The following is a 25,108-nucleotide window of genomic DNA, read 5'->3' on the forward strand; positions in this document are numbered from 1 at the left end:
ATAACGTCTACCAAGAGTTACAGACGACTATCCATTTCACTAACCGCAGTGGTGTGCGTGCGACTTGTCCCGATTGCCATGTGCCACACAATTGGACCGATAAGATCGCCCGCAAGATGCAGGCCTCTAAGGAAGTGTGGGGTAAAGTGTTTGGTACTATTAATACCCGTGAGAAGTTTGAAAGCAAACGTCGTGAACTGGCGGAGCACGAGTGGGAAAGGTTAAAGGCAAACGACTCTTTAGAGTGTCGAAACTGCCATAACTTTACCTATATGGACTTTACTCGCCAATCACCTCGGGCGGCGCAGATGCACTCCACCTCGCTGGCGAGCGGAGAAAAAACCTGTATCGACTGCCATAAGGGCATTGCCCACCATCTCCCTGATATGAAAGGGGTAGAAGGTTTCTAATCGCTTAGATATGAACCATTAAGACTAAGGCCAAGTGCATTCCACACTTGGCCTTTTTATTGGGGCCACGGTTATCAAAGGACTTAACACTTTGTTGATCCCATCGAGCTTTCTCCCCTTAGGTTCCTGTTAGCATTCATCATTATCAATCCCAGTTTTGTCCGTGAGTAATCCATGCAACTCGATATTAACGGTTTAACCCCCGCAGCGTTCTTAGCCCAGTACTGGCAGAAAAAGCCACTGGTGATCCGTCAAGGATTTAAGCATTTTCAAGATTTAGTGTCCCCTGAGGAATTGGCAGGCTTAGCGATGGATGAATTAGTCGAATCGCGGCGAGTTTACCAGCAGGCGGGGCAATGGCATGCGGAGTTTGGTCCCTTTGATTCCTATGAAAAACTCGGAGAGCGGGATTGGACCTTGATAGTGCAGGCGCTGAATAACTGGCTACCCGATGCCGAAGCATTAATACAATGCTTTGATTTTATTCCCCGTTGGCGCTTCGATGATGTGATGGTCAGCTATGCGACTCCAGGCGGTGGTGTCGGGCCGCATATCGATCTCTACGATGTATTTATCTGTCAGGGTTCAGGACGCCGCCGCTGGCGAGTGGGGGATCGTGGCCCGCACCGTGAGTTTGCCGCCCATCCTGCGCTGCTGCACACCGAAGCCTTTGAGCCGATAATCGATACCGAGTTATTGCCCGGCGATATCCTTTATATCCCCCCTGGGTTTCCCCACGATGGGATAACACTCGAAGAATCATTAAGTTTTTCGGTGGGTTATCGTACGGCTTCGGCAAAGGATATGGTCAGTGCATTAGCGGATCATTTATCTGAACATGATTTAGGTGCCCAGCAGATTGAAGATCCCGACCGCCAGCTTTCCAGCCGCAGTGGTTGTGTCGACAAGGCCGATCTTGCGCGTTTACGGACACAACTCACCCAAGTATTAAATGATGACTTGGTCAGTGAGTTTTCCGGCCGCTACTTAACCCAGTCAAAATGTGCCTTAGACTTACCCGATGAGCCGCTGGATATTACCCAGAATGAGGTGCTTGCTTGGCTAGACGAGCAGCCACTTATTCGCCTGGGCGGTTTACGTTGCCTGTATTTTGAGATAAGCCTTGAGCGGGGCATAGTGTTTATCAATGGTGAACGCTACCAACTGCCTGCTGAATTGGCTGACGTCATCCCGCTACTCTGTGATGGCAATCTGTTAAGTAAGGCGGTGCTGGCACCTTGGTTAAACAATGCCGAATTTCGGGCACAACTGACTGAATGGGTGAATTTAGGCTACTGGTATTTTGACGATTTGAGTGACGGAGAGGATGAATAGCCTGATCCAGCAATAGACCCCATGAATAGATAAGGGCGCAAATATGTGCGCCCTTTACAACTGTTTATGCTTCCCCGACGGAGAATTAAAGCTGTACCGTAAAGATCACATCCTTGCCGGCGGTCACGCTTCCCTGGGCTTTATCTAGGTATTTTACGTCTTCCATATTGGCGAGCACTACGGGGGTGAGCAAGCTATCTACTTGATCTTTTAGATAATCAATATCGAATGACAGGATAGGATCGCCCACTTTGACCTGCTGACCTTCCTCGGCCAAACGCTTAAATCCTTTACCCCTAAGTTCGACTGTGCCGACACCAAAATGAACGAATAATTCTAAACCTTGGGGCGATTCTATGCTAAACGCATGGTTTGTTTCGAAAATTTTACCAATAGTGCCATCAATTGGCGCGAGGATCAGTTCACCCTTAGGGGCGATGGCTATGCCGTCACCGACAATTTTTTCGGCAAAAACCACGTCGGGGACTTTTTCAATGGCCACTATGTCGCCACTCACGGGGGCATAGACCATGATGCCGCCGGCCAAATGGGCCTGTCCCGATACCAATCGCCTTATTCGGCTTAGAAATCCCATGATGTTGAGCCCCTTTTGCTTGTTTTTGTCATTGTTCTTTTGGTTTGTGAAGCAGCATAACGAATAAATTTCAATATTTATAGCTTGTTATACACTGCTGTAGGCTTGCAATGCGATCTTGTTGCAGCGCGGTGTGCGCCAGTTCTGAAAATTGTTCAAAATGACCTTGGCAAATGGCGGCCTTCACTTCTAGCAGTGAGTTTAAATTGACACTGAGTTCATCAAGCCCCATGCCGAGTAACAGCGGGATCATCATGGGCGAGCTGCCCAGTTCACCGCAAAGGGACACTTTTACACCCGCTTGCTTAGCTTGGCTAATGGTCATTTTGATTAAGGTTAAAATGGCGGGTGAGAGCGAAGGATAGTCCCGGGTGAGTTGTGGATTAGTGCGATCCGCCGCCATGGCGTATTGGGTTAAGTCATTGGTGCCAATACTGACAAAATCGAGTCTAGGTAACATGGAGGTAAGATTGAGCACGGCCGCGGGTGTCTCAACGACGATACCGTAACTTAGCTCGCCGTAGCCTTTTTCTTCCTCCTCGAGGGCATCCTGGCATTCGGCGATAAGCTGAAAAATCTGATCGAGTTCTTCTACTTGGTTCACCATAGGAAACATTAGCCGGATAGGGCCGTGGTTGGCGGCCCGCAGAATCGCACGGATCTGGGTCTTAAACAGCTCCGGGTGAGCTAAGGTGTAACGCACGCCACGCAGGCCTAAGGCCGGATTGTCTTCAATCTCTTGGCACAGGCAGGGTAATTCTTTGTCCGCACCTATGTCTAAGGTCCTGATGGTAAATGTTTTTCCCCCTAAGGCATGCAAGGCTTCACAATAGAGGCTGTATTGGGCTTTTTCATCGGGTAGGGTGCTGACGTTCATCAACATAAACTCGGTACGAAATAAGCCAATACCGTCGGCGCCGACATCACTCACATGGGTGATATCGTTTAGGTTGCCAACATTGGCGAGAAGCCCAATCTGGTGGTCATCAAGCGTCTTAGCGGGAACATCCCGATAGGCCTGTAATGCGGCGCGTCTTGCCTGCTCATGGTGCAGGGTGACAGTTAAGCGTGCCTGTTGCTCGGGATTTGGGTTAACGCATAGTTCGCCGTTGAGCGCATCGAGCACTAATGGCGTGCCATTGGGGATAAACTCGGCATCAAACTGACAGCTTAAAATCGCCGGTATGCCCGCGGCTCTGGCCAAAATGGCCGTGTGACTAGTTAAGCCGCCAGTTTTAAGGACGATACCGCTAATATGCTCCTTAGGTAACAGGGCAAATTCGGCGGGGGTGAGATCCTGTGCCAGCAGAATCGTCGGCGCGGTCAGTTTTTCTAGCCCTTGATCTAATCGGCCATTAATGGCGGCGACGAGGCGTTGCCCTAGGCAGCGGACATCCTGTGCGCGATTGGCAAGGTAAGGATCGTCTAATGATTCTAATTCGTTGGCTTGATGCGCAAAAATACGTTCTACCGCAACGCTTGCCGATAATTGCAGGGTGCGGATGGCCTCCTTGACTTGATCGTGGAGTTCTTCATCCTGCAGCAGTAACAAATCGGCCTCGATCAACTGAAAATTTTCACACCCACTCTCGAGTTTGGCTTGGCTGTGGCTGAGTTGCTGTTGAAGCGCTTGTAATGCTTTGACAAATTTGCTTTGCTGTTGCGGGATCCGTGACAGGGGAATAGGGCGATAATCGAGGTGATTTTCGGTGTGGTTAAGGTGCAGTGCCTGTCCAAAGGCAATACCCGATGACACTATGATCCCCGTAATCGACATATTTATTCCTACAATCGAGTCTTAGCTGCCAGTAACAGCAAAGTTTAACTTAAGGTAATTAAGAGTTCAGACACTTTTTCAACGGCTTCCTGTGCCTGCTCGCCATCGGCAAACACTCTCACAGTAACCCCCTGGTACAAACCTAAGGTTTGTAATTTAAACAAGCTTTTAGCACTGGCTTGTTTACCGTTGCATTCCACTAAGACATCGCAATCAAAGGTCTTAGCTTCTTTAACTAAGAGTGCCGCTGGGCGGGTATGGATACCATGTTTTGCGGTGATAGTGACAGATTTTTCGTACATATTGGATAGACTCTTATGGGCGTATTACGGTGCAGCTTCTGGCTCGATAATTTGGTAGCCCTGTTTTTTTAAGGCGGCAATCGCACTGGTTAAGCGATTCTTCTTCACGAGAATATAATCGGTATCGAAGGTTGAAAGCGCAAAAATACTGATTTGCACGTCCGCTAGGGTGCCTGAAACCTTAGAAAGAATGCCTGTCATTGAAAATCCCAACGGCCCTAAAACCTCTAAGCAGCACCAGTTTGGCTCCTGTTCGAGACTGTCGAGTTTAATGTCGCTGGAAATCACTAGGGTAAGGCCTTCCTCCGTCTTGCCGATAAAATACACGTCCTCTGCAAATACCTCACTGGGTAATTGGGCATTAGGGCTAAAACTATGGATAGTGTATTGCCGTGTGTGGACGGCTAAGGTCATGCGCATTGATGCTTCCTCAATCGGCACTGCAAGTTAGGCAGCCTAGTTTGAATTTGGTTACAGCATACCCTATAACAGCAATTCCAAGATAGGCAGCAGTGTAAACTAAAAGAAGGCGTCCTTAAACGCCTCCTTTTACTACATAAGTGTTTTATTGAGTATCGCAGATCAGATTTTGAATTGGCCTAAGGTATGTGACATATCTTGGCTAATATTTTGGAGTGATTGGGCGGCGCGGCTATTGCCTTCGTTCGCCGTGACTGACACTTCGGTCAACTCCGAGATATTACAAATGTTGCGATTGATTTCCTCGGTCACAAGGGATTGCTCTTCGGTCGCGCTCGCAAGCTGGGTGTTCATGTCGCTGATATGGGCAATAAGCTGTAAAATCGCCGCCATCGCTTTACCGGCTTCACGGGCCTGGGCCTGGAGTTCATCGGATTGATGTTGCGTTTGACTGTTGCTCTTCATCACTGAGCCGACACCGGTTTGAATTTCGGTGATGATTTTTTGAATTTCGTTGGTGGAGTCCTGGGTGCGATTAGCCAGTGCGCGCACTTCATCGGCGACAACGGCAAATCCTCGACCATGACTGCCCGCCCTTGCGGCCTCGATGGCAGCATTGAGCGCTAACAGGTTAGTCTGCTCAGCAATACCCCGGATCACATCGAGAATGCTGCCAATTTGCTCAGATGCAACCCCCAGTTTTTGGGTAATGGCCTCGGAGGCTTTGAGTTCTAGTACGAGTTTTTCAGTGTTGCGCACAGTGTTATCGATAACCACTTGGCTTTGCTCGGCTTGATCTTTAACGCTGGTGGCGGCATCCGCGGCTTGCTGAGTATTACTTGCCATCTCATGGGTGGTCGAGAGCATTTGATTGACCGCGGTGGCAACACTGCCCGTTTCTCTGTGGATATGTTCCGCACTTTGATTGGACTCTTTAACCGCCAGCATTAACTGTTTGGCATCGTTATCGAGGGATTGTCCTAGGGGTTGTAAATGGCCCACCATATCGCCAATTTTTTGCGCAAAGAGATTATAGGCGAGGGCAAGGTGAGCAATTTCATCTTTACCTTGGGTGCTTAAGCGTTGGCTCAAGTCACCTTCACCTTGGGCGATATCCTCTAGTGCGTCGATGGCAGCGTTAAGCGGCGAGGTAATCGAGTGGTTCAGCACAAGGAAAAAGGCAAAAATAGGCACTGAAATTAAAAACATAATAATCAGATAATCAATGATCACCGCCGTTAAGCTTTGCTTAACATCACTCAGATACGCGCCTGTGATAATAGTCCAGCCCCACTGTGGATAATAATGAGCGGTGGCCAGCTTATCCTCAATCACCTTAGTGACAGGGTTGACGATGGGATATTCTAAGGAGGTTTTTGACTGACTGCGGGCTAAGGACAACATAGTCGCTAACGGATTTGTGCCATTGGGTAAGCGATAATTGAGCGCCGATGTTCCGATAAGCTCGCGGGTTTCACCATGGGCCAATATTTGATTGGCATCATCGATCACAATAAAGTAACCGGCACCGGCATAGCGGGTTTGATTGATCAAGGCGGCAGCGGTCTTTTTGGCCTCCTCCTCGGTGGTTTTACCGTTGAGTGCATCCTGACGATATACATCAACAACACTTAAGATGCTGCCTAATTGACCATCAATTTGCAGCCATTTTTGATCGATTAAATTGCTGTACTGTTCTTTAATCGAGAAGCTCGCGAAGCATACAGTGCCAATGGCTGCCATGACTAACATCATCATCAGCCGTTGCAGTATGGTAAATCGACGCAAAAATGTGATCATTTGGGTTCCTTAGACGAGCAAGATATTGCGCCACAATATACCTGCGAATGTTTTTTAAGAGAATCGCGTATGTTCAAATTTCGTGTAAAGCCGTTAGGAATATTAGTGTTTTTTGATCTTAAGCAGGATATTGATAAGGCGAGGATGATGGAATCGCTTGCCAAGTGACCTAGCTTGTTATTAAGTCGTAATAGCCATCATTCAGTTGCACGGTGAATGATTAAATATCAATAGGTTATGGTATAGTTAAATTGCATCGCGGGCAAAACTCAGCTAATCAATTGTTTTAGTTTTGATTTTTTAGGTATTTACGCGCAAGATTAATTTACTGTTTAGTTTGAGAATCGATTATGACTACAAATACAATTGTCACTTCGGATGATATTTTACTGAAGTTATGCCACTCGGTAGCCCATGTGCTATCCCATACCAGCGCTAGCCATGTGAGCCATGCGGGTATGGTACAAAGCATCACTCGTACCCGCCTTAAACCCGATCTTGGCTGCTTTTCTATTTTTGATGGTGGATTTTCGGGCCTAGTTGTCATCAACTTTTCCGCCTCCGCCGCGATTGAAATCTACCGCCGTTATATGTTGAACATGGGGATGCCGGAAGCGGAATTGGCGTTTTCCCACACCTCCGATGAAGTCGGCAACGTGATGGGAGAGCTGATGAACCAGATCCTCGGTGATTTTATCAATAAAATCTCTAAGGAATTACAGACGTCCATCAGCCAGAGTCAGCCAAAAATGTTAACGATTAACAAAGAGTTGACCATTTCTATCGATGCCAATCTCGACGATCCCGTGGCGAGGCGAGTGTCTTTTAAAACCGAGAATAACCATATTTTTTACCTCGAATTCGCCATGGATAAAACTGAATTTATTAAGTTAGATGAGTTTGAATACGATGAAGAATTCGATCCAGATAGCCTGTTGGAACAACATGGTCAAAATGGCAACAATACTGCCATATCGAGCACAGTTTCACCCTGGACTAAGATGGCCGATAAGCCCGTAATCGCCAGCCAATTAAATGATGTTGACGCCGATGATCTGCTGGATCAGTTGGGCATTTAAGCAGATAAGTGCTTGTAAGACGAATGCTAAACCATTCGTCTATACAAGTTGATTGAACTGTTTTAGTATCGTCGCAAAATAATAACTAAGGTTAAAAACCCGCTATGGCATCGAAAGCGACCTCGATCGATATTGCTTATCGTGCTGGTGTATCCCAGTCAACGGTTTCCCGTGCCCTGAGAAACAGCCCGTTAGTCAATTTAGAGACCCGTCAGCGAATTCAAGCGATTGCGAAGGAGTTGAACTACAAAGTCGATAAAAATGCCAGTAATCTTCGCACCCAAAATAGCCATACATTGGCGCTGTTATTATGTGAAGATCCCACCAATGATGACTCATTAATCAATCCTTTTTTTCTGTCGATGTTAGGGTCTATCACCCGGGCAACAGCGCAGCAAGGCTATGATTTACTTGTTTCTTTTCAGCAATTATCCAGCGACTGGCATGCCGATTACGAGGACAGTAATAAGGCCGATGGCATTATTCTGCTCGGCTATGGCGACTATATGGACTACGAGCAAAAGCTCGAACGGTTATTGGCCCAAAACACCCATTTTGTGATTTGGGGGGCTGAACACAACAATAAGTCCGTATTGTCAATCGGTTGCGATAATCATCAGGGCGGTTTAATCGCGACAGAACATTTGATTTCCCTTGGACGTAAAGCATTTGCCTTCTTAGGCGATGCATCGAGCCACAGTCCCGAGTTTAGGGATAGATACCTAGGGCATGTTAAAGCCTTACACATGGCCAATATTCCCGTTGATAGCAGTAAACAAGTATCGGCCATTAGCACTGAAAGCTCGGGCTATGATGCGGCTATGTCACTGCTGGAACGGGGCGCGAAATTTGATGCGATTTTTGCCGCCAGTGATTTAATTGCCATCGGCGCTATTCGAGCACTCAAAGAAAAGGGGATAGCGGTGCCGGAACAGGTTGCCGTGGTCGGTTATGACGATATTCCCGTTGCCAGCTTTGCCAACCCACCATTGACGACCATTAAACAAAATACCCAGTTAGCCGGCGAAATTTTAGTGGAGAGTGTGCTTAAGCTGATCCGCGGTATCGAAGTCAGCCCACAACTTATTCCAACCACATTAGTGGTCCGTAGTTCCTGCGGCATAGACAGTACGCCAATAGCGGCGCTATAAATCTATTTTTAATCAAAACTGCTAGATGATTAATTATGTCAATACTGCCATATTCGATAGCGTAAGAGAGCATAAATTTTTATATCAAATAGCTGCAAAAGCGGCCAGTTTTATGGAGTTAAGCCGATGAGGCCATATTTAAAAGCGATTTATGCCCTGCAAACAGCGTAGCGCATAAAAGACATTAGCCGGTAGGAGGCATTTTGTTAATCATTGCGTCATTATTACTTATCTTATGTGGTTTAGTTCATTCGATCCTTGGTGAACGCTACATTCTGATCCGTTTGTTTAAGCGTGACAATTTGCCACATATTTTCGGAAGTGATCAATTTACAAAAGGTACTCTTCGGTTTGCGTGGCATATAACAAGTTTTGCTTGGTTTGGTTTTGCGGCACTCTTAGTGTTACTGCCTGATTCGAGAATATTACTTTTTACTGTCAGCATTATATTTGCTCTAAGTGGCGTTTTTTCTGCTTACTACACTAAAGGTAAGCATTTATCATGGTTGGTGTTTTGGGTTATCAGCGCATTAACACTAACGAGTGCGGTTAATGGCTAACAAATGCCAGCACAATGCGCCTTCGGCGCTCGACTCGCAGCAAGTTGCGCGCGTGCGCGTTTTCCCGGATGGCGTATTTGATGGAAAACTAATAAGTTCTTTGTAATACAGTTAGTTAACAATACGCGTTTATACTGGTCTAATGAAGTAAACAGTGCAGCGCATAAAAACTAAGGCGTTAGACCATGTCGATGGCTGAAATTTTAGCTCTTGCTCTTAGCGGCTATGGCCGCTCCCGTAACCTTCGAACAAGCTCAACCACTAGAACAGATGCTGGCGTGGGCCTCTGCACTGGGCAATCGGCTACCTTAAGAGCCCTGCCCACATTCCCCTTTAAGCGCCGACGCACGCAAGCAACTTCGATGACGACACGAAACAGGCAGTGGCTTAGCTACTTCGTGTTGTCTGTCGCGCTCTTGACCACGGGCTGTTCGGGTGAGCATGTGCCGACAACGAAAGATCTGGGGACGGAAATCGATGAGGTTGCCGCAACGCTGATCGAGCAGCCGTTGCTCCACTCGGCCTCGATCGGAGTTGTATATAGAGGCAAGGAATTTATCCGTCACCGCGGCGACATGGAAGCCGGAAAGCCAACTCCTCCGACCGATGAGACCCTCTACGAAATCGGTTCGTTGAGCAAGACCATGGCAGGAACCTTAATGGCCAATGCCGTCCTAGAGCACAAGCTGGGTCTTGACGACGATATTCGGATTTATCTGCAAGGAGCCTATCCGAACCTGCAGTACAAAGGCGAGCCAATTCGCATCCGTCACCTGCTCTCGCATACGAGTGGTCTGCCGAACATGTTGCCGGAACGCGTGAACACGGTGCTCGAGAACTTCACTGATCAGCGTACTCCCCTCGAACTCAATGCCGTTTATACGCACTATGGCAAGGCAGATTTCTTCAGGGATCTGCACGCTGTCGAGATCCGCCGGATGCCCGGAAAGGATTATTCCTACTCCAGTTCTGGGACTGAACTGACGGCGCATATTCTTGAAACGGTTTACAAGAGCGACTACGAATCGTTGTTACGCAGTTTTTTACGCGATTCTGCGGCGATGACTGACGTTAGCATCAGGCTGAATGATGCCGAAGCGATCCGGCTTGCGGTCGGCTATCACAGCGATAACCCGGTACCGACCACGCCGATGCCGCAGTTGCCTTGGGGGGCTTCCGGCAACGTGAAAGCGACAGTCCCAGAAATGGTGAAGTACCTTAAATTCCAGCTGGCCGGCGGACCCGTTGTGACGGAATCGCATCGCAGCCTCGTCGAATTCGATTCCGAGTTCAGCATTGGCTACTTCTGGAACATTGTCGGCGGCGATCGCCTGAAGGGCGTTTACTATGCTCATCATGGTGGAGTGCCCCGATCGCAGTGTTACGTCTACATCGTGCCGAAGTACGATCTGGGCATATTTGTTATTACCAACCAGAGTGGCGACCAAACTGCACGCGCCATGGAGGCTGCGATCGATACGCTGGTCGAGAAAATTGCCGCGCGAGAAAATGTCGCTGGTCAGGATCCATCCCGATAGCGTCAACAACCACTAGTCTCTTTTCCAACAAAACGGAAACCAAAAGGGGACATATATGGTCACCTCGGGGTTAGCAAGGCCAATGTCCTACTTTATTCAAACTAATTTGTGCTAATCGATAACTCACCTTTCACAACGGGGTATCGGTCATTAATGGTTCGCGGTCTTGTGACATGATTGGCTTATTTTCCCCCATATTGGCGCAAAAACTTAGGTACATCGGCTTTTGCCTTTTTAGCGATTTTTTGCAGTAGGCTAAATGGCGGGGCAGAAATAGCGAAATCACGTTGCAAGTCATCGAGCATGGCAAGCCACAAATGTCCGGCCATCTGCGCATCGGCTAAGGCGCGGTGAAAGGTGCCGTCGCTGGGGATTTGCTTATAGCGAACTAAGGTGGCAAGTTGATGATTGACGGCTAAGGGGTATAAACGCCTCGCCACCAGCAAAGAGCAACCAAATTGCCCCGCATATTGATGGCCTATATGGGCAAATTCGGCATCGAGAAAGCGTTGGTCAAATGCCGCGTTATGGGCGACTAGATGATGATTGCCGATAAAGTCAGCAAAACGGGCCATCACTTCGTGATTAGGCGCCGCATGCTTAAGCATCTGATTGCTGATCCCCGTGTAATCCTCAATAAAGGCGCTGATCTTAAATCCTGGGTTCATTAACTCTGAAAATCGATCTGTTATCACACCTTGTTCTATGAGCACTGCGCCGATTTCGATGGCGCGATCCCCTTGATTGGGAGACAGACCAGAGGTTTCAAAGTCGAGCACGACTAAGGTATTTGCGGGACTAAATGTGGGTTTTTTAGGCATAAATCTGTCTTAGGTTCGCTATTTTACTCAAGTGTTTGGCCCTTTAATGGGCCAAGGTGGATGCTAAGTTGTCTGCGCTTATCGGGGCTTAAATATCATAGTGCAGATCCATACTTATTCTAAGCCCTAAGTTATAGACCTGCATCGCATCGAATGCTGACCAGGGAATATACCGGGTCTTATCATAGTATTCTGCGGGCAAAATCGCCTCGGGCGCTATGGCAGCAAACAGGGCGGTAACCTGCTGTAAATTTTGAAGTTTAATTATGCCGTTATTGTTCAATGTTGGTCCTTATTCCCAAAGCCTAGCAGCAAGTCCTGATGCCCTTTGGGTGATTTGGCTGCTGGCACGCTCGAAAACGGGCTGGGTGCCAAGGCAGGTAAAATGCGCTTTTGCGCGGGTGATAGCGGTGTAGACTAATTCCTTGGTGAGTAACTGCCACTGGGCTAGGCTAGGATTAGGCGGCAACACTAAGGCTACTTGATTAAATTCACTGCCTTGGCTTTTATGCACTGTCATCGCATAGCAGGTTTCATGGCGTGGTAAGCGCGCGGGCAATACCTTAAGTTGGCTGCCGTCGGCCTTAATAAAGTGGGCCATTAATCGCTCGGGTTTGTCTTCGTCTTGTAAAATCAGTCCAATATCGCCGTTAAAGAGCCCCAAGTTATAGTCGTTGCTTTGGATAATGATGGGTCTACCGAGGTAAAACTCCTGCTGTGGCTGGATAAGTTTCGCCTTGGCGAGGGCCAAAGTGACATAGCCGTTGATCCCTTCGACCCCATAATTGCCCGAGCGCATGGCGCATAAAATACGGTATTGGTTAAAGGATTCGATAATATCAAAGGTGCTTGGGCGGGCGCCTTGGAGTAAGGGATTGAGATAATTGCCATAGAGAGTGACCGCTTGTTCAAGCAGCGCATTGAGTCCGCTGTTGTTTTCAGGCTCACTGATTTTGGCCTGGGTCGCATTAGTGTCCATCCCATGCTCTAACCAGTTAAGTTCGGCGAATCCCCGTTGCCATACCTGTAATATGCCCGGTAAATCGGAGCGATTGACCGCGCTGGCGAGCAGTCCAATTCCCGCATCGCCCTTAAATCTATGGCTATGCATTAACATGCACAGGCTGTCGCCAAGTTTGGGCGAGTCGCTGATATAGGGGCTTAAATCGAAACCCGTTAAGCGGCTAAGCCGGTTTGCCTGTTCCTTGGAATAGCGCATCTGCCAAGGAATGACTTGCTCGCCAAACTGCGTATCTTCACGCTTTAGTCCGGCGCAAATATCGGCGAGTACGGCTCCGGCTTCGACGGAGGCGAGTTGGTCCTGATCCCCAAGCAAAATTAAGCTGGCGCGTTCGGGTAGGGCGCTGAGCAGTTTATCCATCATAGGTAAGTCCACCATAGAGGCCTCATCGACAATCAAGAGATCGAGTCTTAGGGGATTGCCTGCGTGGTGGCGAAATTGGGCAGAATTGGGGATAACCCCCAGTAACCTATGGAGAGTTGAGGCTTCCTCGGGGATCTGATCTAGCGCACTTAACAGTGCCGCGTTATCCCTTAAGGGCGCCGTGCTGGCTTTAGGCAAAGTTAGCAACTCCTTTGCTAGGCGAGCCTTAGAGGCCTTAATGGATTCACTTAAACGGGCGGCCGCTTTGCCCGTTGGCGCGACTAGGCGAATTTCCCTAAGCTTAAGCATTTGTTGCAATAACAACAGTTTAGTCACTGTGGTGGTTTTTCCAGTGCCAGGGCCACCGGTGATCACCGCCAGTTTTTTACCGAGCGCCGTTGCCGTGGCCACTTTTTGCCAATCAATGGCTTTTTTTTCTTCAATACTGCCCGCAATCGCTGGGAACAATTGATCTAAATACGGCCCTAGATTGTCACTAAGCTCCTGTTCATTTTCAAGGCTCGATTGCTGTGAGAGCCGCACTAATGCCGCCGCGACTTTGGTCTCAAACTGGTAATAACGCTGTAGATATAACCTGCCATTATCGAGGATAAGTGGCTTATTACTACCTGCATGACCAATCGCATCAAAGGTTTGCAATCTGTCGTTGAGCGCCTCTAGGCTGAGGGTGAGTTTACAATGGCTATATTGTTCGGCCAGGGGATTGAGTGGCACTAGGTGGGCAAGCACTAGGCAACTGTGTTGGGAGGATAATTGCTGGCTCAGTAGGGCGCACAGCAGGATAAACAGCGGATCCTGTCGATCCTTAGGGTGTAACTGGGCCATTTCGAGGGCAAAATGGCGATCGAGCGGTGTCAGCAGCCTTTCCAATTCCCAGCGTTTGAGCAGTTCCTCGATGGGCGCGGTCAGTTGCACCGCACCATAGTCAAGCCAGTTTTCAGCGGTTTTAGCGTGGATGATACCCCGGTTTGAGGCTAGATTTGGCCCAAGTGTGGTGTTCATGCTATGGCTCCTGCCGCTTTGGGAGTTAATTGACTGCGCTTAAACAAAGCATCAAGGGCGAAAATAAGTGCCTTGGGGGGCTTATCATAATAGACGCCAAATCCCGGCTGCTTCGCTGACATTCCCCGTAAAAACAGATAGTAACAACCACCGATATGCATGTCGTAGTCGTAGTCTGGTAGACGTAAAGCCAGGTATCTGTGCAGAGCCAAGGAATAGAGAATGTACTGCAAATCGTAGCTGTGTTCGGCTATCGCCTGTTGCAGTGCACCCTGATGGTAGGCTTGGAACGAGTCACCTAAATGATTGGATTTATAGTCAGCTATATAGAACTTGCCTTGATATTCAAAGGTTAAGTCGATAAACCCCTTCAGCATGCCCTCAAGTTCGTCAAACTTGAGATTCGATTGGTAGCCATAGTGCAGCAACAGGGTATTGAGCTCTGTATCCTTAAGCGCACTTAAGGGCAGGTAAAATTCCATCTCGACTAAGGTGTCCCTTGGGGCGAGCTTGGCAAGGCAGAGCGGTGAAGCACTAGCATCCGATGGCACGGTTTCACTGGGGGGAAGTGTTAGCGGTGCATGCAACAGATCCAAATACCAAGCCTGCAGCACGGCTTGCCATTCTGGGGCAATAGCGTATTGCAGCATCGCCTTAGGTAAATGCTGTGCTAAATCGATTTCAGCCTTTGTAAAATCAATGAGTTCCAACACTAAATGCATAAAACTACCCGCATTGGCGCCACGCTCGAAGTTAAAGCGGCTCAGGGCGAGGGGATCTTGCTCTGCAGTTTGAGGATCGCTGGCGACTAGCCCTAATAGATTCGGCGTCGCTAGATCCAATGCAGCGCCACTTAGCTCAAGTGATCCAAGGGCCTCATCATCGGCGCCTGGTTTGGCCTTACCTTGGCTGGTATTTTTGACTAAGCCGGAATAACTGCCCACCCGCCAGGGCGTGAGATAGTGGCGGGTGACGGTTTTAGCGCTTAAGACCTGCGCCTCATCTTGGCTTGAGGGCAGTGAGCTTAGGTCGATATGCTCGGGCACTAGGGTAAAATTGATTGCATCAAGGTCTTGAGTAAGATGCTGCACCGCTTGGCACAGGCGGCTAAAGTCGCAGTTATCGTCATCAATGCCCAGCAGATAGCCTATGGCCGTTTCATGCAATTGACTCTTGAGCCCGTTTTTAAGTTGGCGGCTGTGATTGGCAACCGATAAATAACAGAGGTAAACGGGGCGGGTGAGCGACACATATAATAGACGCAGATCTTCGGCTAAGGTTTCCTGCTTGGCCTGCTCCCAGCCTTCGTCCGTGCCCTCAATATCCCATACCAATTCTTGCCCACCCTGGGCATTGGTTCTGTGGTAAAGCATAGGTGAAGGTCTGCGGCGATTGTCCCGCGCAAGACTGACAAAGGGGATAAAACAGACGGGGTACTCAAGGCCCTTACTCTTATGGATAGTGACAATCTGTACTAGATTCTGCTCACTCTCTAGTCGCAATTGCTGCTCGTCTGTGCCTGTATTATCAATCAGTTGCTGTTCATACCAATTGAGAAGGGCGCTTATGCCATCCAGTTCAGTGGATTTTTGCTGTAATAGCTCGGCAAGGTGACGAAAATCGGTTAAACGCCGTTCGCCGTCGATGTTGTCGGCCTGGGTATCTTGCCCATCCTCGGTACTCGAGTTGCCTGTGACTAATAGACGTTCGATCAGATGAGTGCTATTGGCGAGGCTTAATAGGGCGGGCATGATGCCGCGCTTTTGCCACATTTGGTGCAGATTAAAAAACTGCTCTAATAGTTGCTGCCGCTGCTCTTCATCTTGATTAAATGCGTGAATTTGCTCTGCGCTATAGCCTAATAATGCAGTTGCCAGTGCGCTACGTAGGGCGCGCTCATCCTTTGGATCGGCCAATGAGCGCAGCACCAACAGCATTTCCCGCGCCTCTAGGGTGTTAAACACGCTGTCACGGCTTAAAAACACCGCGCCAATTTGGCGTTTGTTTAAGGCGGTTTTCATCACCGCCGCTTCGTTACGGTCCCGCACTAGGATGGCGATGTCCTTCGCCACTAATGGCCCCTTAGGGGTGAGACACTCGCCATTGGCCGCATCGGTCAATAATCGAGTGATTTCTGCGGCCGCATCCTCCGCCAGTATTTGCCTAGCTAAGGTTTTATTGAGGCCATTATCGGTTTCACTGAGCAGCCTTAACCTGAGGGATGCCGCAGTCGGTATTTTCTCCGTTATGACCTTATGCCTGGCGGCACTGGGGGTGTTAACCGCTTCAAAGGGGATGGAATCACTGATAAAGGGATTAGGATGCTGGCTAAACAGATGATTTACCCCCGCGACCATATTGGCGCCCGAGCGATAATTCGTGTCTAAGTGATAGTGCTCGGCCGTGGCCCTGCGGGCCTCGATATAGGTATGGATATCGGCGCCGCGAAAGGCATAAATCGCCTGCTTAGGGTCGCCTATCATCAGTAGGCCAAGTGCCTTATCTGCCGTAGAGGTATCCTTGGAATGTTGCGAGCCATCTAGTTGGTAAATTTTTGAAAAAATTGAAAATTGTAATGGATCTGTGTCCTGGAATTCATCGATAAGCGCCACCGGAAAGCGGCTCGCCACGGCCCTTGGTAACGTCTGGTGGTTGGCGCGCAGCGCGGCCTCAAGGCTCGTCAGCAGATCATCGGGAGTCAGCACATTTTTTTGCTGCTTTTGCTTGGCAAAACGCGCGCTTATCCCCAGTTTGGCACTGTATAAAAAGGCCGGTTTGATCTCGGCGATAAGGGTGGCGAGCTGCTCTATATGCGCCATTAACGGCGCCTCTTCTGTACTTGGGATCACGCCGCCCTTATTGAGTTTTAGCTGTGACAGGGATAACGCCTCTAGGGCTTTTGGCGAAGGCAGTCCACGACCCGAGGCGAGCCAGTTGTCTAGGCTATCGAACATCTCGGCAAGTTTGGGGTATTGATCGCTCGCCTTACCAAATCGGGTGCCATTTAAGGGCAAGCTGTGGAGCAATTCGAGCAAACCATCGCGGCCACGGGGCCAGGCTAATTTAAAGCGCGCTAAACTTTGCTGCAGTGATTGGGCTAAGGTGGCAAATTTTGCCGTGGGCACCAGAGGCGTCGCTTGGCTCGCCCCGAGTAGCGGGCGCAATTGTTTGACTAAGTTATCGGGATCCGTAAATGCCTTGGCAATGATTTCGGCTAAGTCATCGGGCAGGGGATAACAGGTCTCACGCCAAAAATCCCGCACCGCATGGTGTAAAAACTCGCTGTCGTCTAAGGTAAAGTCCGACTCGAACAGGAGGGAAGACTCAAAGGCGAGATCCGCTAAAATCCGCTGACAGAAACCATGGATAGTAAAAATCGCCGCCTCATCGAGGGACTTTAATGCCAAATCGAAGCGCCTTAGGGCAATAGGACGCTGATCCTCTGGGGTATTTTGATAAAGCGCTTCAACGAAGGGGTCATCCACGCTTAGGCCTAAAAAGCACTTAAAGGCGACTTGAATACGGCGGCGAATACGATCCCTTAGCTCTTCGGTAGCGGCATTGGTAAAAGTCACGACTAGGATTTGCTCACAGGTGAGGGGATTGTCGCTGTCACCCATCCCATTGATATCACCTAGGAGTAATCGCAGGTATAGCCCTGAAATAGTGTAGGTTTTACCCGTTCCCGCGCTGGCTTCGATCAGGCGACTGCCACTAAAGGGCAGAGTTAAGGGATTGAGGGTCTGAACCTGTTGATGAGAGTTCAAGCCTGTAGGGCGACTCATGCCTGTGCTCCTTGTTCGCATTCTGGGTTGGCTCCTGCTGCGTGAGCGGCTAAATTCATGCCTTCGTTAAGGGCAAAGTCCTCCAGCTCTGCTAAGGTGCCCTTGTGATATAAGCTCACCATAGGTGCGTAAATGCGCTGCGCCAGTGCCCCAAAACCGGCTTGGGTAAAGTCCTTGGGGAACTGAAACAGTCTTTGATAGTGCGGCTCTGTGCCTTCGCCGATTTCGCCCTGTTCATCTAGCCATTCAGGCTCGGCCTCCTTCAATTTATCAACATGTTCGCCCTCGGCTTGGGCGTAGGCGAGGGAGGTTCTGGGCATAAAGCACAGGGGATGTTGCTGCCCCTCGAAGAATAAGTGCAGTAAATCCCTTAACCGTGCGTGGGCCTGCTCGGGATGAATGGGGGACAGTGCATGGAAATGCCCCATATCGAGCAGGTAGCTGGCCTGGGTGTGGCCCATCGCCATCAAGCATAAATGGCGAATATACAGGCGCAGCAAATCGCGGCCATGGGCACTGCCTGGGCGGTAATTGACCAGCCCCTTAGGGCTTATATCGTCGATTCTACCTTCGAGGAGAAGTGTGCGTATTTGGCCTAGGGGATTATCGAGGTCAAAGTGAAGCTTAATATCTCCATGGTGACTCGGCTGCTCTCCCTTAAGGAATAAGGTTCGGCCAATTAACGGTGAAATATCATGCTGATATTGGCGTAGCAAGAGTTCATCGAAGGGCCGCATGGGGAGATTCCCCTTGGCTTTAAGGCGCTCAATAAAATCGATATCGGCGACTGTAATACCTTGGCTAATGTTATGGTCCAGTAACTCGGCCTGTAGCTGGTAGCGTTCGAGGGCATCTAATCCAAAGGGTTCATCGTTATCATCCGCTTGAATACGAATGCTTAAATCGACTTTCAGGCTGCGGTTAAAGAAGTATTGCGCCGGATTGCGGAAAAAACGAATTAAGGCTGATACATCCACATGGGCTATCTCTAGATTGGCCATATCCACGGCGTTGTCGGTATCGGTAGGCAGGTATTCCAAGCTGTGGATCTGGGTATTGGCATCTATAAAGCGCTGACGAGGCAACAGCTTATTGGGTGGACACCATTGTTTGCTGTAGCTTTGCTTTATGCTGGCATCATTGGGCTTTTCACTGCCCGCGGCAGGTGCGCGGTACAGGCGAGGATCGAAGGGCTGCAATGGCTGGTGGCTGACAATCACGCCGTATAGGGCGGCTTCTGCAGCTTCAGCTGTAGTGGTGTCAAGCTCGGGCAATAGGTTTTCTGGTAGGTAACAAAGCTGACAATACTCAATCAGTTCAGAGACTAACATAGAGGCGATCCGCTCCGAATTGTCCCGTTCACTGCGGCCTATATAGCTGATATAGAGCTGCTCGCGGGCGGATAACAGGGCTTCTAAAAACAGATATCTATCATCGAGGCGGCGGGATCTGTCGCCTTTACGGGCCCCAAAGTGGGCCATTAAATCAAAGCCCACAGGGTGAGTCATCCTAGGGTAAACCCCATCGTTCATTCCCAGTAAACACACCACCTTAAAGGGAATCGAGCGCATCGGCATTAGCGTGCAAAAATTCACGCTCCCGGCGAGGTAGCGCTGGCCAACGCGGGACTCGGTTAAGCGTTGATTAAACCACTGCTGCAATACCTCAATGCTGAGGGTGAGTGTATTGGCGATAGGCAGCCCCATTAGTGCTTCTGACGACAGTGCCCCAGGCGACTGGACGGCTGGGGCGGCGCAGAGCAATTCTTGCTCTAATGCGGCGATGGCATCGCGGATCTCCTGTAATTGCTCGCGTTCATCCTCATCGGTGGCGTAGAAGGCATCGAGCATTTGGCTCAACTCGGCTAAACGTGCCGTCCCCGTTTGGGGGCGTTCAAATTGCTGCGCTGTGTTATCGAGGACTTCAATAAAGTTGAGTAATTTGCCGAGAGCTTGGGCTGACTGACCCTCAACGCCCGTGACTACTAAGTTGTCCAGATAGAGTGGCGCATCGTCACTGAGGGCATAGCCTAAAATTAACCGCCGGATCCCAAAGGCCCAGGAGTTTTGTTCGAAGGCGGGAACTCCTTGTTTAAGGCGACTGTGCTGATCCCGCCCCCAACGGACTCCGGCATCATCCAGCCAGCGGCGGATCAGTTGCAGCTCGTCATCATCGAGTCCAAAGCGGCGCAGAATCGCAGGCACTTCCAGTATGCTCAGAATATCGGTCAGGCCGAAGCGGCTCTGGTTGATGCCCAGTAAATTTAAAAAACTGTTGATCAGCGGTGATTCCTGGGCGGCGCCGCGGTCGGCAATGGCGTAGGGAATGTATTCTAACCCTTGCTTGGCGGCAAAGACGGCATCGATATAGGGGGCATAGGCGGCGACATCGGGCAGCATCACTACAATGTCTTTAGGTAATAGCGGCGTTTGGTCTTGGCTTAGGTTGTGGTTGTGGCGGTCGAGGAGATCGAGCAAGTGATCGTGCAGTGTTTCGACCTCCCGCAGTGGGCTGTGGCAACTGATGATACGAATCGATTCATCGTCCCGTTTGAGGATGCGTCGCGCACGGGTATTTTGGTAAAGCGCGGTATCTGGGCCGAGCACTCTATCTAAGGTTTGCATCTCTAAAATATCGTATTGCACCCCGTGGAGCATGCTGGCCCGACTCTGGGGATCATTCGGGTTATCACAGGGTTCACAATAAACATCATGGCCAAAATCACAGTGATCGCTTGGCAGTTCGAGCAGCATATCGAGCAACTCGCGGCCCATTTTGCCGTTATTGGCGAGCAACGGATTGCCCACCTCAAGTTTGTCTTCCCATTGCTCGGCCAATTGCCGTTTACCGGCATATTGCACCGCCATACGGGCGCGGTGACGTGGATCGACTATATCCCCCCAATAGTGCTGACAGGGGCTGAGCCCTAGGATGACAACATCGATGCGGCCTGCCAAATGATAAAGCACTTCAAGGGTTTGTGGCGCCATTGAAGAAATACCAAACACAAATAAGCGTTGGGGTAACTTGATAAGGGAAGTCGTGGGATCCCCAAGTTTAGCAATCAGGTCAGAGTGCAGGTTGGCCCTGTGGTAATGGCTTTGCTTGAGTTCATCACGGTTAAAGGCCACCAGAGCGCGCCATAACAGTGGCTGCCACGCCTGTTCTTCAGTGAGCTTAATGTCTTCGGGCTGGGTATTTTGCTCCCACGCTAACATCCAGTCGGGACGGTAGACTAAATATTGGTCGAAGATATCGGCGATACGGCCACAGAGCTGGTAGAGCTTAAGCTGATCTAAGGGATCATCGGCTTGGGTGTGTGTGTCGGTGCTCGGTTGCGTTAACTCAGGGGAACTTGACGTTAAATAATGCCTTAAAGGGCCAAAGGCTTCATCGGCTAATCGTCTTGGCAGCAGTTGCATCAGTTTCCAGGTCATGGCCGCCTTGGTAAAGGCATTATCCTTGGGCACATTGGGCAATAGCTCGTGGCAGAGCTGCCAGGTAAAACTCGATGGCAAAGGAAATTCCAGTGCGGCGGCGACGCCATTCTGCTTGGCTATTTCGAGGCGCAGCCAAGTTGACATGCCGGGACTTTGCACCAAAATATGCTCGCTTTGCAGTAGGCGTGCACTTGGCACACGCTGGCGAAGGTATGCGGCTAAATGGGCGCAGAGCACTTCCATTTGATTCGACTGGATTAACGTTAACATGTTCAACCCGTGATCTTGTGTCACTCAAAGGGTGACAATAGTGATAATTATGTGCTTAACAGCAATTCTATGTGTTTGATTTATAAGATTCAACAAGCCTTAGCCGTCGGGCTGAATTAAGCGCTTATTTTAAGTGCTTATTGGGGCGCATCAACAGCCAATGAAGTGCTTTGGCTTTGGTTTTAAATAGGGCTAATTGCTGCTGGTAAGCCTGAGCCGGCAAGTCCTGGTATTTTAGGGCGACGTAACTCTCGGTTAACTCGCTAAACAGGGCGCATAACTTGGGCGCTTTATGCCGATAGTCGCTTAGGATTTGCGCGGCAAAGTGGTTGGGGCCTTGGTTCGGACTGCGGTGGATCCCGTGTTTCGCTAGGCGTTTGCAAATACCTTGGTAACGCTCGCTGATGGGATCTTGCCCCTGTTTAACCCTGAATAAGCCCACACTGTAGGCAATGTACAATCCAATCAGGCCGATACATAGGCTCATAAACACGGCAACCTTTGTCTTAGTCACCTCCCCGAGCAGATTACTCAATACTTTATTTTGCCGTTCTTGGTTAAAGCCAAGCACCCATAGGCTCCAGTAATAATCTATGCTGGCAAACCGCTGCCTTAGCTCATTCAGCCAAGGGAGTGACTTTAAGCGCAAAGGGCTAAATGGGCTTTCTTGCAGGTAACTCTGCTCAGGATCAAATTGGGCATCAAAACCCAGTTCGATACGATTGGGGGCCACCATGGCGGTGGGATCAAACCGCACCCAACCTTCGCCCTCTAGCCAAATTTCTGCCCATGCATGGGCCATATATTGGTACACGCTTAAATATCCCGCCTGGGGATTGTATTCACCGCCCTGATAACCTGTGACCATGCGGGCGGGTAATCCGGTTGCCCGTGCCATAAAGATCAGGGCCGAGGCATAGTGCACACAGAAACCCGCTTTATTTTCAAACAAAAAATCATCTATCTGTTGTGGCCCCAGTGGTGGCGGTGTGAGGGTATAGAAATAAGGTTGACTATTGAAATAACGCATCATGGCCCAAAGGCGCTGCTTAGGGGCGGGGTACTGGCGGTTAAATTGCTGGGCGAGGGCCAAGGTGCGGGGATTGCTGTCATTAGGGAGCGTAAGGTTGAGTTCTCTTTGCCGTGATGTGAGCTGAAGATCCATGCGTGCATTGGGCCAGGACTCCACCCGATAGCTGATACGTTGATCGACATTCCGTAGGGCGTAGAGGCGATAATCGGGAAGATTGACTATGCCTTCATCCTGACTGTAGGCCAGATCTAAACCAAATAACCAAGGTTGGTGGCTGGATTCGGCAATCACCTGGTAGCGATAAACTTTTGTCTGCGGGTTAGGGGAAGCCTGGGACGGCGCGGCTGAGTTTACCTTAGGCTCCTGCGCCAATTTTGATTCTGCTAAGGTGAATTGCTCGGCAGGGTTGGGCCGAGAAGGGGGTAAAAAAAACGCATCCTGCTGCAGCTTTTTAATGCCGATTTCCTGACGCCACGTCAGGCCGTCATAATCTTCCAGTACCAGTGCCCGCCAGTAGAGGTCGGCATTACGCGGCCTGTTTCCTTGAAAACTGTTGCCTTGAGAATTGGTCCCTTGAAAGCTGGCCCGAAAGGCCAGTTCAGTGGAACGGGTCAGTTTAGTAATATCCCCCACAGACACAGTATCGGATAATCCGGTTTGCGTCTCTTTCATATTGGGCACCAACCACAGCGGTGCAAAGCGAGGCAGGACTAAAAATAATAATAATGCTAGGGGCGCACTCTGCAGCAGTAATTTGCCACTCATCCAGGCCGTATGTTGCCATGACTGCTTGGTTTGATACAGGGTCACCAGTACGCAGGTGTTGATCACTGTGACCCCCAATAAATGCACAGTGTTGAGCATAGATTGATGATCGATAAAGCTCAGTGCGATCAGAAAATAGCCTACAATGACCACGGCGCGTACATCTCGAAGACTTCGCATCTCAATGTATTTTAAGGCATAACCTAATATGAGCAGGTTGACTAAGGCATTCAGCAACCCAATTTCCCCAGAAACCAAAGCGAGGGTTACTGCAGCGCCAATGGCAAGGCTAGTGACTAAAAAACGGGGAGGTTTAGCGACTTTTCCCACATAAATGCCGATGCGCCACACGAGGCAAATGGCACAGATCCCCAGTGTCCAAGGCGTGGTTTTATCAAACTGGGGGCTCAATACCGCCAGATTGGTTAATAGCAACCAAAAGAGGGTTTGGCGGCTGATATTCTCCCCGGTCTGTGGTGAGCCTAGGTTGCTCGATATCTCCTGTTTCTTGGTGAACATTAGGACACATCCTCCACCGTGGGGATATCACGTCTTTTGCTAAACATTTTCCCGATAGGATGAGTGGTACCGCCAGATGGTTTGAATAGGACATCGATCTGGGGGTAGAGGGCTAATGCCTTCTGGCAGGCCACTCTATGGCTATTGCCTACGGCTGGGGCGAGGATAATGTCTTCCCCTTCAAGAGTGTGTAGCAGGAGACCAAAATACTGTTCGAGTTGCGAGAGTTTATTGACCTGCCAGCTTAATTGACTCAATTGGAATTCGAGCCGTTTGGGATCGGGCCTTAATCTTAACCAAACGGGATCTCCCTGTGGCTGCTCAAACTCCTTAGTCAATAACCCGCGTCCCTGTGCCCATTGTTTCCATGCCACTTGCTTTAAGGACTCACCGAGCACATAGGGTTTGAGTCCCTTAAATTCATCTATGCCGGCAACGTGTTTCCCCGCAAACTTGGGGGGCATTTCTTCAAGGCTGTCATCTGTGGCTTCAAGGTGAAGTGGCGCTTCGATGGGCGCGGCATACACTAAGTGGCGGGTATCAAGATCGATATGCGACCAGGCCCGACACAACCCTAGGGGGTAGAAAGATTCAATCTTAAGGCGTCCGGGGTTGAGTATACCGCGCTCCCCATGCTCGAAGGGAACTAGGGCCTGAACTTCGTCCGCGCCGACCTGTTTGATCATGAAGCTAAGATTCTGTGGGTAGCTCAAATTCACGTTATGACTCATGTGATTAGAACTGAGTAACACGGGAAAGGTGATGGTTTCCCCGGCATAGACTTCAGGCGGCGGAACGGCCCGTAAATGCAATCCTGCGAGATTTTTATAGCTGTAGAGAATACAAGTATTAAACAGGCTAAGGAGCAAAATACTTAAGCCTATGACTAAATTGTTCTGATAGTTGGTGCCAAACAAATACAAGAGCAGCACAAGTGCAAGCCAAATCAGGCCAAAACCGCTGGGCAGAATAAAGATGCTGCGGTGGCTGAGGGTGATCTCAGTGCTCGGTGGCAGGCGCCGTGCGAGCCAACGCTGCCATATTGGCGCCATCAATCGTTTCACTCTGGTTCACCATCTGGCTTCACCATCTTGGTTTCCT

At 49.7% G+C, this 25,108-nt stretch carries 18 protein-coding genes; 6 read left to right on the plus strand and 12 right to left on the minus strand.

What is annotated here, in order from left to right; genetic code table 11:
- Positions 1-410, plus strand: a 410-nt coding sequence (locus tag COW15_RS11635) for a NapC/NirT family cytochrome c (protein WP_293632726.1), incomplete at its 5' end; no start/stop codon positions are given.
- 174 nt (positions 411-584) lie between these two features.
- Entirely contained in the window at positions 585-1,745 is a 1,161-nt protein-coding gene (locus tag COW15_RS11640; protein ID WP_293632727.1) for a cupin domain-containing protein, read from the plus strand.
- Between the two features lie 85 nt (positions 1,746-1,830).
- Here COW15_RS11640 and crr read toward each other — a convergent pair whose 3' ends face one another.
- From crr to COW15_RS11665, 5 genes are all read right to left on the minus strand, one after another.
- Positions 1,831-2,340 (minus strand): PTS glucose transporter subunit IIA, encoded by a 510-nt coding sequence (gene crr / locus COW15_RS11645; RefSeq protein ID WP_198783324.1) that lies wholly within the window; start codon positions 2,338-2,340, stop codon positions 1,831-1,833.
- A gap of 70 nt (positions 2,341-2,410) precedes the next feature.
- Positions 2,411-4,117, minus strand: coding sequence for a phosphoenolpyruvate--protein phosphotransferase (gene ptsP, locus COW15_RS11650; protein ID WP_293632728.1), 1,707 nt, complete (start codon positions 4,115-4,117; stop codon positions 2,411-2,413).
- Positions 4,118-4,161: 44 nt separating this feature from the next.
- Complete coding sequence (locus tag COW15_RS11655) at positions 4,162-4,419, minus strand: HPr family phosphocarrier protein (RefSeq protein WP_293632729.1); 258 nt, start codon at positions 4,417-4,419, stop codon at positions 4,162-4,164.
- A gap of 24 nt (positions 4,420-4,443) precedes the next feature.
- Positions 4,444-4,839: an ACT domain-containing protein gene (locus COW15_RS11660; RefSeq protein ID WP_293632730.1), complete on the minus strand. Its 396-nt coding sequence runs from the start codon at positions 4,837-4,839 to the stop codon at positions 4,444-4,446.
- Between the two features lie 162 nt (positions 4,840-5,001).
- Positions 5,002-6,639, minus strand: coding sequence for a methyl-accepting chemotaxis protein (locus COW15_RS11665; protein ID WP_293632731.1), 1,638 nt, complete (start codon positions 6,637-6,639; stop codon positions 5,002-5,004).
- Positions 6,640-6,989: 350 nt separating this feature from the next.
- On the opposite strand from COW15_RS11665, the gene COW15_RS11670 reads away from it, so the two are divergent.
- From COW15_RS11670 to COW15_RS11685, 4 genes are all read left to right on the plus strand, one after another.
- The gene (locus tag COW15_RS11670) at positions 6,990-7,718 is read left to right on the plus strand and encodes a DUF3334 family protein (RefSeq protein WP_293632732.1); all 729 of its coding nucleotides are present in this window, start codon (positions 6,990-6,992) and stop codon (positions 7,716-7,718) included.
- A 104-nt stretch (positions 7,719-7,822) separates the two neighbouring features.
- Positions 7,823-8,869 carry a LacI family DNA-binding transcriptional regulator gene (locus COW15_RS11675; protein ID WP_293632733.1) on the plus strand — a complete coding sequence of 349 codons (1,047 nt, stop codon included), beginning with the start codon at positions 7,823-7,825 and terminating at the stop codon, positions 8,867-8,869.
- A 203-nt stretch (positions 8,870-9,072) separates the two neighbouring features.
- Positions 9,073-9,429: a hypothetical protein gene (locus COW15_RS11680; RefSeq protein WP_293632734.1), complete on the plus strand. Its 357-nt coding sequence runs from the start codon at positions 9,073-9,075 to the stop codon at positions 9,427-9,429.
- A gap of 362 nt (positions 9,430-9,791) precedes the next feature.
- The gene (locus COW15_RS11685) at positions 9,792-10,967 is read left to right on the plus strand and encodes a serine hydrolase domain-containing protein (RefSeq protein WP_293632735.1); all 1,176 of its coding nucleotides are present in this window, start codon (positions 9,792-9,794) and stop codon (positions 10,965-10,967) included.
- A gap of 182 nt (positions 10,968-11,149) precedes the next feature.
- Here the strand turns inward: COW15_RS11685 and COW15_RS11690 are convergent, their stop codons facing one another.
- The 7 genes from COW15_RS11690 to COW15_RS11720 all read right to left on the minus strand — a co-directional run bounded on the left by COW15_RS11690 (position 11,150) and on the right by COW15_RS11720 (position 25,059).
- Entirely contained in the window at positions 11,150-11,788 is a 639-nt protein-coding gene (locus COW15_RS11690) for a 3'-5' exonuclease (RefSeq protein WP_293632736.1), read from the minus strand.
- 88 nt (positions 11,789-11,876) lie between these two features.
- Entirely contained in the window at positions 11,877-12,071 is a 195-nt protein-coding gene (locus COW15_RS11695) for a hypothetical protein (protein WP_293632737.1), read from the minus strand.
- 9 nt (positions 12,072-12,080) lie between these two features.
- Positions 12,081-14,195, minus strand: coding sequence for an exodeoxyribonuclease V subunit alpha (gene recD, locus COW15_RS11700; RefSeq protein ID WP_293632738.1), 2,115 nt, complete (start codon positions 14,193-14,195; stop codon positions 12,081-12,083).
- Complete coding sequence (gene recB, locus COW15_RS11705; RefSeq protein ID WP_293632739.1) at positions 14,192-17,980, minus strand: exodeoxyribonuclease V subunit beta; 3,789 nt, start codon at positions 17,978-17,980, stop codon at positions 14,192-14,194. Before recB ends, recD begins: the two co-directional genes overlap by 4 nt.
- On the minus strand, positions 17,977-21,690 hold the full coding sequence (gene recC, locus COW15_RS11710) for an exodeoxyribonuclease V subunit gamma (RefSeq protein WP_293632740.1): 3,714 nt from the start codon (positions 21,688-21,690) through the stop codon (positions 17,977-17,979). The genes recB and recC overlap by 4 nt, the downstream gene beginning before the upstream one ends.
- A 124-nt stretch (positions 21,691-21,814) precedes the next feature.
- Positions 21,815-24,007 (minus strand): DUF3488 and transglutaminase-like domain-containing protein, encoded by a 2,193-nt coding sequence (locus COW15_RS11715; RefSeq protein ID WP_293632741.1) that lies wholly within the window; start codon positions 24,005-24,007, stop codon positions 21,815-21,817.
- The gene (locus tag COW15_RS11720; RefSeq protein ID WP_293632853.1) at positions 24,007-25,059 is read right to left on the minus strand and encodes a DUF58 domain-containing protein; all 1,053 of its coding nucleotides are present in this window, start codon (positions 25,057-25,059) and stop codon (positions 24,007-24,009) included. Before COW15_RS11720 ends, COW15_RS11715 begins: the two co-directional genes overlap by 1 nt.
- Between the last annotated feature and the right edge of the window lie 49 nt (positions 25,060-25,108).

Source organism: Shewanella sp. CG12_big_fil_rev_8_21_14_0_65_47_15 (assembly GCF_002783505.1).
In the GTDB taxonomy this organism is placed as follows: domain Bacteria; phylum Pseudomonadota; class Gammaproteobacteria; order Enterobacterales; family Shewanellaceae; genus Shewanella.